We start from the raw sequence: 13106 nt of genomic DNA on the forward strand, positions 1-13106 counted from the left end.
TGCGCAGCAGACCGTAGGAAACCCCCTGGCCCACGGCAAGCGAAAGCATCTCCTGCCGCCGCGACCGGCTGAACTTTGGGACAGGGGGCCCAAAGTTTGGGATTCTCTGCCGATGCCCTCCCCGTGCCCGGATTTATGGTTCGCTTTCGAGACTCGGAGTCTTGTCGGCGCCCATCATCGGGTCGTGCGGGCCTGCCGCTGATCTTGCGTCGAGGGCCTTGGCTCAAGGGGGATAAGAGCGATGACGACTGACGCCGCCGCGCCGAAGACAACCATGCAGAGGTTCCTCGACACCGTCGAGAAGGTCGGGAACATGGTTCCCCACCCCGTCATCATCTTCCTGATCCTTATCGGCATCGTCATCGTCCTGTCGGCCGTGCTCGGGCTCTTCGGCGCAGCCGTCACCTTCGAGCGGATCAATCCCGACACGCACAAGATCGAGACGGCGAGCACGGCGATCCAAAGCCTGCTGACGATCGACGGCATCCGCTTCATGTATTCGTCGCTGATCCCGAACTTCATGAGCTTCACGGCGGTGGGGCTGATGATCGTCGCGATGATCGGCGCCGGCGTCGCCGAGGAATCGGGGCTCGTCACCGCGCTGATCCGCAAGCTGGTCATCGTCTCCCCGCACTGGGCGCTGACCTATATCCTGGCCTTTGTCGGCATCCTCGCCAGCATCGCGGCCGACGCCGGCTATCTCGTGCTGATTCCGCTGGCCGGCATCGCCTATCTCGCTGTCGGGCGCCATCCCGTTGCCGGTCTGGCGCTGGGTTTCGCTGCGGTGGCGGGAGCCTTCACCGTCAACATGCTGATCAAGCCGCTCGACGCGGTTCTGGTCGAGTTCACCAATGATGCGGCGCGCCTCGTCGACCCCAACCGCACGATCGGCCTGGCTTCCAATCTCTGGTTCTCGATCGCCTCGGTGCTGTTCCTGACCGTGATCATCGCCTTCATCACCGACAAGATGATCTCGCCGCGCCTTGGAGCCTACGATCCGAAGCTGGCGGCCGAGGGAACCGTCACCGAGCAGGGCGCCGTGCTGTCCGAGGCGGAGTCGCGCGGGCTTCGCTTCGCCGGCTTCGGCCTGCTCGCGCTGATCGCGGTGTTCTGCCTGCTGACGCTCCCCGCGGGCGCGCCGCTGCGCAACCCGACGACCGGCGAGCTCATCGGCAACTCGCCCTTCATGAACGGCCTGATCGCCCTGATCATGCTGATGTTCCTGATCACCGGCTGGGCCTATGGCATCGGCGCCGGGACACTGAGGACGCTGTCGGAGGTCATCGCCGCGATCGAGAAATCGATCAAGAACATGGGCGGCACGATCTTCCTCTTCTTCGTGCTCAGCCAATTCGTCGCCTATTTCACCTACACCAATATCGGCACGGTGATGGCGCTGAGCCTTTCCGGGATGCTGCAGGCAGCCAATATCGGCGCCCTGCCGCTGCTGCTCGGCTTCATCGTCGTGGTCGCGCTCATCGACCTCCTGCTGACCGGCGCGATCGCGAAATGGGCGATCTTCGCTCCGGTCTTCGTGCCGCTGCTGATGAAGCTCGGCGTCGAGCCCGAGGCCGTGCTCGCCGCCTATCGCATCGGCGATTCCCCGATGAACGCGATCACGCCGCTCAACGCCTATTTCGCTCTCGTGGTCGGCTTCATCCAGAGATACGACAGGAACGCCGGCGTAGGCACCGTGGTCTCGCTGATGCTGCCCTATGTCGTGTGGATGTTCGTGCTGTGGACGGCGCTCTTCGCCGTCTGGAAGATGCTCGGCCTGCCCTGGGGGCTGTGAGCCTCTTCGCCGGCCTCCCCCGTCGCCAACTCAACCCGACCGGATACAGATCATGACGACACCATCCATCCCGCTCGATGTCGAAGCCGCCATCGCCCATCTCATGCGCTTCCTCTCGGTCGAAGGCGTGACCGGCAAGGAGGCGAATATCGGTGCCGCGGTCAGCGACGCGCTCAAGGCCGTCGGCGTGCCCGCCTCGGCCATCCGCTTCGACGACGCCAACAAGCGCATTCCCCTGCCGACCGAGACGGGAAACCTGATCGTGGACCTGCCGGGCACCAAGGCCGGCCCGCGCCTGCTGTTCTCGACCCATCTCGACACTGTGCCGCTCTGCGCCGGCGCCAAGCCGAAGCGCGAGGGTGACCGCATCGTCTCCGACGGCACCACGGCGCTGGGCGGCGATGCCCGCACCGGCGTCGCCCTGCTCGTCGTGCTCGCAGAGACGCTGATCAAGCACAAGCTGCCGCATCCGCCGATCACGCTGCTGTTCACGGTGCGCGAGGAAAGCGGCCTGCACGGCGCGCGCGAGCTGAATCCGACGGACCTCGGCGGCGCCGTCATGTGCGTCAATGTCGATGGGCAGCTCGCTTCCGAGTTGCTGATCGGCGCGGTCGGCCAGGAGAACTGGGAGGTCGAAATCACCGGCAAGGCCTCCCATGCCGGCGTCGCACCGGAAAAGGGCATCTCGGCCACGCTGGTCGGCTCGATCGCCATAGCGGAGGCTCGCCGCGAGGGCTGGTTCGGCAAGATCGTCAAGCCGGACGGGCGCGGAACCAGCAATGTCGGCATCTTCGGCGGCAAGGGCGGCACGGTCGCAGCCGGCGACGCCACCAATGTCGTCACGGATTACGCCTATATCCGCGGTGAAGCGCGCAGCCCCGAGGCCGCCTTCGCCACGAAGATCGCCGAGGCTTTCAAGGCCGCCTTCGCCAAGGCGCAAGCCGAGGTCAAGGACGATGGCGGCGAGACCGCAAAGGTGACCTTCACCCATAAGCCGGCCTATCCGCCTTTCGAGCTCGACAAGAATTCGCCGGTGGTCAAGCGCGCCGCCAAGGCACTCGGCATTCTCGGCATCGAGCCGAACTACCTGTTCTCCAATGGTGGGCTCGACGCCAATTGGCTCGACAAGCATGGCGTTCCGACGATCACGATCGGCGCCGGCCAGGCCGAGATCCATACGATCAAGGAATATGTGAACCTGACCGAGTACGAGAAGGGCTGCCGGCTCGGCATCCTGATGGCGACGCTCGAGGACTGAGACCCTTCCAAGCAGGGTCTGCGATCGAGCAGGACCCACAAGGAGCTGATGCGTGAGTCCGATCGCCTATACCGGCATCATCATCGCGATTGCCGTTGTCCTGTTCGTCACGAACAAGGTGCCCGTCGTGCTCGTCGCGATGGGCACGGCACTCGGCTTGTGGGCGACGGGCGTCCTCACCTTGCCGCAAGCGCTGAGCGGCCTGGGCGATCCCGCCGTCATCTTTATCGCCTCGCTCTTCGTCGTCAGCTCCGGCCTCGAGGTGACGGGCGTCACTGCCTGGGCGGGCCAGCTCCTGATCAAGGGTGCGGGTGAGGAAAGCCGCACACGCCTGCTGCTGATGATGATGGCGCTGGTCGCGCTTCTCGTCGCGCTGATCAGCCTCAATGGCGCCGTCGCAGCGCTGCTGCCGGTCGTCGTCGTCATCGCGGTCCGACTCAAGCGCAACTCGTCGCAGCTCCTGATGCCGCTGGTCTTCGCCGGTCATGCCGGCTCCATGCTGGCGCTCACCGGCACGCCGGTGAACGTGCTGGTCTCCGAAGCCGGGCTCGACGCCGGCGTCGGCGGCTTCGGCTTCTTCGAGTTCGCTTTGGCCGGCATTCCGCTTCTCGCCGGCACGATGGCGATCATCATCCTCTTCGGCGAAAAGCTGCTGCCGCAGCGCAATGGCGCGACCATGCCGGCTGATTTCAGCCGCCATGCCCGCACGCTGGTCGAGCAATACGGGTTGGCAAGCGGCCTCCATCAATTGCGTGTCCGCGCGAGCTGCCCCTATGTCGGAGCGTCATCCGGCGCGATCGTGCTGGACGAATGGCCCGGGCTTCAACTGGTGGCGGTCCAGGACGGCAACACGGCCGGCCCGCTGCGTCGGACAACCATCGCCGAGGGCGATTATCTGCTGCTGCGCGGCGACGCCGAGGCGGCTGCCAATTTCTCGGCCAAGATGCATCTCGCCTTCCGTGAGGAAGGGGCCGGCGATAGCGAGGAAACCCTGTTCAATCGCCGCTCGGGCTTGGCCGAGGTGGTGATCCCGCCGCGCTCCGGCTTGATCGGCCAGTCCGTGTTTCCGGGTATGGTCACCGAAAGCGGCGACCTGATCATCCTCGCCGTGCAGCGCGGCGCGAGCGCGGCTCCGACCGTCGGCGCAACAAAGGCCGCCGGCGTCATGCTGCAAGCCGGCGACACCATGCTGCTTCAGGGCACGTGGAAAGCGCTCGACACCCATCTCGACGACCCGGACGTGCTGGTCGTCAGCTCACCGGAGCTGGTGCGGCGGCAGGCCGTGCCGATGGGGCCGGGAGCCAAGCAGGCGATCATCATCCTGTTCGCGATGGTGCTGATGCTGGCGACCGGTGTGGTGCCCTCCGCCGTGGCGGGCCTGCTGGCGGCCGGCGCCATCATCCTCTGCGGCATCATGACCGTCGAACAATCCTACCGCGCGATCAGCTGGACGACCGTGATCCTGGTCGGCGCGATGATGCCGCTCTCGACCGCGATGATCGAGACGGGCGCGGCGAAGATGCTCGCGGACCGACTCGTCGGCCTGGTCGGCGACGCCGGACCTACCGCGCTGCTCGCCGGCCTGTTCGTGCTGACCGCGATCATGGGGCAGCTCATCAGCAACACAGCGACCGCGCTGATCGTCATCCCGATCGGCGTCGCCGCCGCCGCCAGCATGGGCATCTCGCCGCGCCCCGTGCTGATGAGCACCGCCGTCGCCGCCGCCGGCGCCTTCCTGACGCCGATCGCCACTCCGACCAATCTGATGGTGATGGGCCCCGGCGGCTACATCTTCAGCGACTATTGGAAGCTCGGGCTGCCGCTCCTGATCTGGTTCTTCGTCGTCGCGGTTTTCATCGTGCCATTGATCTGGCGCTTCTGAGGGAGGAATACGATGCGTTGGAAGTTTGCTCTACTTGCGGCTGGCCTGGTCCTCGCGGGCTGCAATGCCGACTCGGCCGATCAGCGGACGCTGGGCGGCGGACTCATCGGCGCCGGCACTGGAGCTGCGATCGGCGGCATTGCGGGCGGCGGGCGTGGCGCGGCTGTCGGTGCCGCGATCGGCGGCATCACGGGTGCCGTGATCGGGCGCGCGACCACCCCCAACAACTGCATCTATCGCGACCGCTATGGCCGCACCTTCGAGGCGCGCTGCCCCTGACGGTCGCCGATCATTCGGCCCGGAGGTCATGGGACCGCCGTGACGTCGGCGGATGATGGTCTTCGAAGCCTGATCCGCGAGGCGCGCTCCACGCGCCTCGCATCCTGCTGCCCAGGAGGAAAACCATGATCCGCGTGGGCAAGAAATATCAGCACCTGATCCACGGCGCGGCCTGCAGCTGCTCCAATCCGATGCTCGTCCAGGCCTCGCGTCGTCTCGATGCCTTCACGCGCCGGGGCCTCCTGACGGGAGCGGCCTTGCTGGCCGGCGCAGCGGTTGCGCCGGCTCAGGCGCAGAGCACGCGTCCTCCGACGAAAACCTTGTTCCGGCCTGTTCGACGGCAAGTCCAGCAGCCTGCAACAGGGCGCGCAGGTGCTGGTCGAGGGCAATCGGATCGCCGCGGTCGAAACCAGTAACAATCCGCCCCAGGCGGACTGGACGGTGATCGACTGCAGCGGCCGCATGTTGATGCCGGGCCTGATCGATGCCCATTGGCATACGCTGTTCGCGGCGGTTCCCGCGCCGACCCTGATGACGGGCGAGCCCGGCTCGATCTTCACGGCCTCGACGGCAGAAGCCAATCGCACCCTGCTGCGCGGCTTTACCACGGTCCGTGACGTCGGCGGACCGGTCTTCGCCTTCAAGCAGGCTATCGACGCGGGCATCATCCCTGGGCCGCGCATCTTTCCTTCGGGCGCGATGATCACGACGACCGGCGGGCATGGCGACCTGCGCATGCTGAGCGACATCCCGCGCGATCCGGCGCGCCTCAGCCTGATCGAAAGCATGGGGGCTGCCGCGATCGCGGACGATGTCGGCGACCTCAGAATGAAAATCCGCGAGCAGCTGATGCAGGGCGCCTCGCAGATCAAGCTCGTGGGCGGCGGCGGCGTCTCCTCGCCGCGCAGTCCGCTCGACATGACGACATTCAGCGAGAGCGATCTCCGCGCGGCGGTCGCCATCGCCAGCGACTGGAACACCTATGTCACCGTCCATGCCTACGCGCCGCGCACGGTCCAGCGCGCGGTGGCGGCGGGCGCCGCCTGCATCGAGCACGCCCATCTGATGGACGAGGAAACCGCTGGCCTGCTCGCTCAGAAGGGCATCTGGCTCAGCATCCAGCCCTTCCTGACCGAGGCGGATTCCGTGCCGCTGACGGGGCCGAGCCGCGAGCGGATGCTGCAGGTCTTCGCCAGCACGCCGCGGGCCTACGAACTCGTCCGGAAGCACGGCATCAAGACGGCCTGGGGATCCGACCTGCTGTTCTCGCCCGAGATGACGCCCCGCCAGGGCGTGATGCTCACTCATCTCGGCCAATGGTACAGCAACGCCGAAGCGCTGCGCATGGCGACGGCAGGCAACGCCGAGCTCCTGGCATTGTCCGGCCCGCGCAACCCCTACCCCGGTAAGCTCGGTGTCATCGAACCGGGAGCGCTGGCGGATCTTCTTGTCGTCAACGGAAACCTGCTCGACGATCTCAAGCTCATCGAACAGCCTGATCGGAGCCTCGCCGTCATCATGAAGGACGGGACGCTCTACAGGAATTCGCTGGCCTCGTAGCGGGCTATGCGGATGTCTCAAACGCAACACAGGCCGGTACGCGCGCCCGGGCTGCAAGGCCGGCGAATCCGTGCCGGAAAAGGGAGCACAACGATATGATGGACAGGCGCCTGTTCCTGTTGGGCCTTCTAGGCGGCGTCGGCCTGGCGCCGAAAAGTGCCGCTGCCGAAACCGGATTTCTCCCCGGCGGCGATCGGCCGGTCACGGTAGAGATCGCTCGCGCGCTGGACGAGGCCGACGCCGCCTTCAGCCAGCAGCGGCCGCAATTGCACTACAACCGCCAGCGCCAGCACGGGCAGCCGCCGCGCCATCGTCGTCAGCGCCGGCGTCCGCCGCATTGGCGCCATCGCTGATCGCAAGCAAGCCCGCTCCGCGCCACCCAGCGCCTGAACTGCTCGCCCGTTTGTCAATGAAAAAGGCGCTGCAAAACAGCGCCTTAGTGCCAGTAGCTTTACAAGACTACCGGAGGTGTTAGCTAGAACGGAATATCGTCGTCGAGATGGGTCGATGAGGAACGGCCACCGCCGCCGCCGCCGCCGGACATGGCCGGCTGGCGCGAAGCTCCGCCACCGCCCATCGCGCCGGAGCGGCCGAAGGAGCCACCGCCGCCCGAACGATCGTCGACGTAGCCGCCGCCACCGCCGCCCTCGCTGTACTCATCCGAGCCGCCCTGGCGGCTGTCGAGGATGGTGAGTTCGCCGCGGAAGCGCTGCAGCACGATCTCGGTGGTGTATTTCTCCACGCCGGACTGGTCCTGCCATTTCCGGGTCTGGAGCTGACCCTCGATGTAAATCTTCGAGCCCTTCTTGAGGTACTGCTCGGCCACCTTCGCCAGGTTCTCGTTGAAGATCACGACCGAGTGCCACTCGGTGCGCTCCTTGCGCTCGCCGCTCTGCTTGTCGCGCCAGGTCTCGGAGGTGGCGATGCGCAGATTGACGACAGGCTCGCCGCTGCCGAGGCGGCGCACTTCGGGGTCGCGCCCGAGATTGCCGACCAGAATGACCTTGTTGACGCTACCAGCCATGACAGGCTCCACTTCCTGCGCACTTCACACAAACCGGCCGCTTGACCGGAGCCGAACCCTATCGGCCAATTAAGGCATTATCAATGATGTTCTCGTTTTGTTCAAGCGGTTTTCCCCTATCGAATCGCAGCGCCGGGCGGTCGCCGCAGACGAACCGTCGGAGGGCTATGGCAGGTCGCCCTCCAGCCTGACGCCGAGCGAAGCCAGCGCCCGCCAATAGCCGGGATAGGTCTTGCCGACGCAGGCGGGGTCCAGGATAGTGATGCCGTTGAGCTTGAGCCCCGCCAGCGCGAAGCTCATCGCGATGCGGTGATCGGCATGGCTGTCGATCCGCGCTGGAAGGGTCTGTCCGGCGAGGGCCGGATCGGACGCGATCAGAAGATCGTCGCCCTCCTCCACGCCGAGGCCCGGCCGGATGCGCGACAACCCCTGCGCCAAGGCCGACACCCGGTCGCATTCCTTGACACGCAGATTGGCGATCCCGACGAAGCGAACCGGCCGCCGGTTGAAGGCCGCGAGCACGGCGAGCGTGGGAACCGCATCCTGCATCTGCGAGCCGTCGATGACGTCCGGAAGGTTCGGAAAGCTGGCGATGACCTTGTGCGCGGCGGCATCGGGCTGGGTGAAGGCCGAGGGGGCGACGCCGAGATCGATAGCGCCGCCGGTCAGCACCTCGGCCGCCCAGAGATAGGTGGCGGCGGAGGCATCGGGTTCGACCAGGAAGTCGGCCGCCCTGTAGCCGGTGGGCTCCACCCGCCATGTCGCCGGATCCGGCTGTGAAACCTTCGCTCCGAAGGCCTTCATCACCGCCAGCGTCAGATCGATATAGCCGCGGGCGCCGATTTCCTTGCCGGTCAAGGCGATCTCGACCGGCCCACGCCCGCAGGCCGCCGCCATCAGCAGGGCGGATACGTACTGGCTGGACAAGCCGCCATCGATCTCCACGCGTCCGGCGGGGAAGCTCCCCTGCCCCTGGACCTTGACCGGGGGGCAACCGCTCGGAGCCGTCACCGCGACATCCAATGTCCGCAGCGCCTCGACCAGCGGCGCGATCGGGCGTTTGCGCATGTGCTCGTCGCCGTCGACGATCACGGTGCCGTCGACCAGCACGGCGGCTGCGGTCAGGAAGCGTGTCGCAGTACCGGCGTTGCCGAGGAAGAGCGGCTCGGCCGGCGGCTGCAGCCGGCCGGTTCCGGCGACGACGAAGGTGGTCGCATCGGGCTCCTCGACCACGACGCCCATCGCGCGAACCGCCTGCGCCATGTAGCGGGTATCGTCGCTCTTCAGGGCGCCGGTCAGCCGGCTCGTGCCTCCGGCCAGCGCCGCCACGAGCAAGGCACGGTTCGTGATGGATTTCGAGCCGGGCGGCACCACCCTGCCCCGCAGCGGCGCGTCCGGCGGAACGATCGTCAGTGCGGCCGTCGCATTCATCGTCCGTAGCCTTTGCGCGTTTCAAAGCCCGCGCCGAAACGGCGCGCGCAAGCTCATAGCGTGGCCGGCTCGGCTTGTCGCGGACGAAGCGCCGAGCGTTCCTCGCCCGGCTCCCAACAATCAGCCACCCTGCCGCCGCGACACGAGGACGGCCTGCGCCATCCGGTCCAGCAGCACGGCGAGCAGGACGATGGCGAGCCCGCCGACGAAGCCGAGGCCGGGATCGGCCCGCTGCAAGCCGAGCAGGACGATCTCGCCGAGCCCCTTGGCGCCGATCATCGAGGCGACGACGACCATGGCCAGTGCCATCATGATCGCCTGGTTCAGCCCCTGCAGGATGGTGGGCTGGGCAAGCGGCAGCTCGATCAGCCAGAAGCTCTGCCGGGGTCGCAGGCCGAGCGCCCGGGCGGCCTCGATGAAACCGGGGTCGACGCCGCGCAGGCCCAGTTCCGTCAGCCGCGCGAAGGGCGGCAGCGCATAGATCAACGTCGCGACCAGCGCCGGCGCGCGCCCGAGCCCGAGCACCATCGCCACCGGGATCAGATAGACGAAGCTCGGGATGGTCTGCATGAGGTCATAGAGCGGCGCGAGCGCGCGGCCCAGTCGCGGAAGCCGCGCCGCCGCAACGCCGAGCGGCAGCCCGAGCAGCACGACGAAGAGCACGGCGACAGTGACCAGAGCGAGCGACTGCATCGCCTCACCCCAGACGCCGAGACCGGCCAGCGCCACCGGCAGGGCCGCCATCGCCAGGGCGAAACCGATCCGCCGCGTCGCGAGCCAGGCGCCCGCCGCGACCGCGAGGACGAATGCCGGAACCGGGATGTGCTGGAGCGCCGTTTCGACCAGGCGGACCGGCGCGGTCAGCGTTGCGCCGAGACCGTCGAGCTTGTCGCCATAGCCGGTGACGACGGCATCGACCGCGCGGTTGACGGCGCCCTGCAGCGCCTTGCCGAATTCCGGCACCGAAGCGGCCGTCACAGGCTCGATGCGACCTTCGTGGCGATATCGGCCGGCAGCCATTTGCGCCAGATATCGGGCTGCGTCTTGAGGAAGACCACGGCCTGCTGCTCAGGCGTGACCCCTTTCTCGCGCGCCTCGGCCAGCATCTTCGAGGTCATGTCGCTGGTCGTGCCGTAGCTCTTGAAGAAGCTCGCCAGCTGCGGCGCCTTCTTGGCGAGGTCGACATTGGCGCCGATGACCACCTTGCTCATCGGATAGGCGGTGGCGCGCTTGGGGTTGTCGCTCGCCTTGAGCTCGGCCCAAACAGCGGGGTCGAAGGGCGGCTCCTCGAGCTTGACGAGGTCATAGGCACCGAGCAGCCAGCTCGGCCCCCAATAGTAGAATACGACCGGGCGCTTGCGCTTGAGTGCGGCCTCGATCGCAGCGACCAGCGCCTCACCCGAGCCACCGCGCGTGTTGGTGAAGTCCCCGGCGAGCCCGTAGACGGCGAGTTTCTTGGTGTTGATGCCTTCGCAGACCCAGCCGGCGACGCAGTTGTAGAAGCGCCCCTTACCCGGCTCTTCCGGATCAGCGAACAGAGCCTTGTAGCGCTTGAGATCTTCAGCGGTCTTCAAGTCCGGCGCCTTGGCGTCCGGCCCGGCGACCAGATAGCGCGGCACGAACCAGCCCTCGCTCGCATCCGGAAAGGTGGTACCCAGCGGCTCGACCTTGCCGGCCTCGGCCGCCTTCACCCAGGCTTCGACCGGGTTGGCCGTCCAGATTTCCATGACGATGTCGACATCGCCCCGCGCCACGCCGTTGACCAGAGGCGCGATGGCGCCGGGCACGCGCTCGACCTTGCAGCCGAAACCCCGCTCGGCGATCGCGCTGGCGACGGCGGTGTGGAAGGCGGCGGAATCATAGTCGAGCCCTGCCATCTTCAGCGGGCGATCAAGCTCGCAAGCCATGGCCGAGGCGCCGAGACCGAGGCCGAAAGCAAGCGTGGCGGCTCCCAAAAAGGCTTTCATCGTCAATGCTCCCCCGCTGGCCATGACAGATGCCGCCGGGGCCGATCGCCCGGGCGGTTCGCGCAGTAACGCGGAACCGGGCGAATTGATCCGTCCCTCCGCCCTTCCCGCGTGGCAGCATCGCCCAAGTGAGGCCATAGAACCACACCCCACCCTGCCAGGGCCCGTCAGGACCATAGGCGTGACCTGGCGGGCGACGCGAGTGATACCTCATCGACCGAGCTTGCCGGCCATTGAGCGAGGTTCCTGATCGTCAGAAGTGGTAAGAAAGGACAGAGATCGATGCTGCCAAAAGATTGCGTAGCGGAGAGAACGTCTGCTGCTGGAGGGGACCGGTTTCGTGGACCCCGTCGAAGTCAAATCCGAAGTGCCCGATGCAGGTCTTGAATCTGCAGATCCTGCGCGGGTTCGGGGCGATCGCCCCCCAGGCAGACGCAACTCGATCAAAGAGGCAGATCGCGGGTCCATCCGCCGCCCAGCGCCTGAAACAGGCTCGTCGCGGCAAGAAAGCGGCTTAGTCTGACCTGCGCCAGATTGTCCTCGGCGGTGAAAAGCGTTTGCTGGCTCTGCAATACGCTGATGAGATTCGCCGTGCCGCCGCGCAACTGCGCTTCCGCCACTTCGAAGGCCCGGCGCGCGCTGCTGACGACCTCCGACTGCAGCCTTTCCTGCCGCGTCGTCTGGGTCAGCGCCACCAGCGCCTTCTCGACATCGGCGAAGGACGAGAGAACCGATTGACGGTAGGCCTGCAGGGCCTGCAGTTGCGCGCCCCTCGCCTGGTCGAGCTGGCTCTGCAGCAGCCATCCGTCGAAGATCGGCTGCGTCAAGCCGGCAGCCAGCGTGTAGTACCAGGCGCCCGGCCCAAACAGCGAGGCGAGCGCCTTGCTCTGGAAGCCGGCATCACCCGTCAGCTGGATCTGCGGAAAGAAGGCCGCCCGGGCCGACTCGACGCTGAAATTCGAGGCGGCGAGCTGTGACTCGGCCTGCAGCACATCCGGCCTGCGGCGCAACAGCTCCGATGGCAGCCCCGGCGTCACGCGCGGCACCGAGACCTTCGCCATGCCACCGCCGATCACTCTGAAATTCGCAGATGCCCGGGCGAGCAGGAGGGCCAGGGTCACGTTGCTCTGAGCCGCGGCAAGCTCGAGTGGCGGGACCGCCGCCTTCTGCGTCGCGACGAGTGTCTCCTGTTGGGAAAGATCCAGTTGCGACACCGTTCCGGCGTTGAACTGCTGCCGGACCAGAGTCAGGATCCGCTCGGCCGCGGCGACGTTGCCGCGGGCGATCCGCAAGCGGTCATTGGCCGTCAGAATCTGGAAGTAGGTATTGGCGACACTGACGGTCGTGCTGAGGGTGACGACGTCCCGATTGTACCGGGCCGTGATGGCATCCTCCTGCGCGGCATACAGGGTCGCGCGGTTCTTGCCCCAGAAGTCGATCATGTAGCTCGCCGTCAGCCCGACGTTGACCTGGGACCTCGTGCTGGACCCCGAGCTGCCGCTGGTCGTGGCCAGCCTTATCCGCTCCGTATTTCCAACTCCGGTCACCGTGGGGAGCAATGGCGCGCCGGCGATCCCGGCCTGCGCATCCGCCTGGACGATCTGCGCAACCGCGACCGCGATATCGAGGTTGGCGGATTGTGCGGCTTCGATCAGGCTCGTGAGCTCGGCGGAGCGGAAGCCGCGCCACCAGTCGCTGCCGGGCAGCGCGGCGTCAGGGCTTCGGTTTGCGCCCCGGTAGCTGGCAGGCACCTCCAGATCGACCGCCGGATTCTCGCTGCCGAGAATGCAACCCGACAGGCCAAGCGCAACGGCGATCGATGCGCCGATACCGCGCCAGCGGAACGACGGCTTGCGCCTTGCCAAGACGCAAACCGAAGCGGACGCGACGCCGTCACGCATGCATGAACTCCT

General features: G+C 66.8%; 10 protein-coding genes and 1 pseudogene. 5 read left to right on the forward strand and 6 right to left on the reverse strand.

Going from position 1 to position 13106, the window contains the following annotated elements; all coding sequences use genetic code 11:
* Nucleotides 1-241 precede the first annotated feature (241 nt).
* From AC1DDA_RS00765 to AC1DDA_RS00785, 5 genes and pseudogenes are all read left to right on the forward strand, one after another.
* On the forward strand, nucleotides 242-1792 hold the full coding sequence (locus AC1DDA_RS00765; RefSeq protein ID WP_441513229.1) for an AbgT family transporter: 1551 nt from the start codon (nucleotides 242-244) through the stop codon (nucleotides 1790-1792).
* Between the two features lie 52 nt (nucleotides 1793-1844).
* Nucleotides 1845-3050, forward strand: a complete 1206-nt coding sequence (locus AC1DDA_RS00770; RefSeq protein ID WP_476794227.1) for a M20/M25/M40 family metallo-hydrolase — start codon at nucleotides 1845-1847, stop codon at nucleotides 3048-3050.
* A 52-nt stretch (nucleotides 3051-3102) separates the two neighbouring features.
* Nucleotides 3103-4932, forward strand: a complete 1830-nt coding sequence (locus AC1DDA_RS00775) for an SLC13 family permease (RefSeq protein ID WP_476794228.1) — start codon at nucleotides 3103-3105, stop codon at nucleotides 4930-4932.
* A gap of 12 nt (nucleotides 4933-4944) precedes the next feature.
* The gene (locus tag AC1DDA_RS00780) at nucleotides 4945-5211 is read left to right on the forward strand and encodes a YMGG-like glycine zipper-containing protein (RefSeq protein WP_441513226.1); all 267 of its coding nucleotides are present in this window, start codon (nucleotides 4945-4947) and stop codon (nucleotides 5209-5211) included.
* A gap of 125 nt (nucleotides 5212-5336) precedes the next feature.
* Nucleotides 5337-6771, forward strand: a pseudogene (locus tag AC1DDA_RS00785) (metal-dependent hydrolase family protein).
* 128 nt (nucleotides 6772-6899) lie between these two features.
* On the opposite strand, the gene AC1DDA_RS00790 reads toward AC1DDA_RS00785, so the two are convergent.
* The 6 genes from AC1DDA_RS00790 to AC1DDA_RS00815 form a co-directional block, all read right to left on the reverse strand.
* A complete protein-coding gene (locus AC1DDA_RS00790) occupies nucleotides 6900-7109 on the reverse strand; it encodes a hypothetical protein (protein ID WP_476794229.1) in 210 nt (69 codons plus the stop codon).
* A 137-nt stretch (nucleotides 7110-7246) separates the two neighbouring features.
* Nucleotides 7247-7795, reverse strand: coding sequence for a single-stranded DNA-binding protein (gene ssb / locus AC1DDA_RS00795; RefSeq protein WP_476794230.1), 549 nt, complete (start codon nucleotides 7793-7795; stop codon nucleotides 7247-7249).
* 165 nt (nucleotides 7796-7960) lie between these two features.
* Entirely contained in the window at nucleotides 7961-9226 is a 1266-nt protein-coding gene (locus AC1DDA_RS00800) for a 3-phosphoshikimate 1-carboxyvinyltransferase (protein ID WP_476794231.1), read from the reverse strand.
* Nucleotides 9227-9346: 120 nt separating this feature from the next.
* Nucleotides 9347-10246: an ABC transporter permease gene (locus tag AC1DDA_RS00805; protein WP_476794232.1), complete on the reverse strand. Its 900-nt coding sequence runs from the start codon at nucleotides 10244-10246 to the stop codon at nucleotides 9347-9349.
* The gene (locus tag AC1DDA_RS00810; RefSeq protein WP_476794233.1) at nucleotides 10201-11193 is read right to left on the reverse strand and encodes an ABC transporter substrate-binding protein; all 993 of its coding nucleotides are present in this window, start codon (nucleotides 11191-11193) and stop codon (nucleotides 10201-10203) included. Before AC1DDA_RS00810 ends, AC1DDA_RS00805 begins: the two co-directional genes overlap by 46 nt.
* A gap of 443 nt (nucleotides 11194-11636) precedes the next feature.
* On the reverse strand, nucleotides 11637-13094 hold the full coding sequence (locus AC1DDA_RS00815) for an efflux transporter outer membrane subunit (protein WP_476794234.1): 1458 nt from the start codon (nucleotides 13092-13094) through the stop codon (nucleotides 11637-11639).
* Between the last annotated feature and the right edge of the window lie 12 nt (nucleotides 13095-13106).

The organism is Allobosea sp. 10N428, from assembly GCF_056394545.1.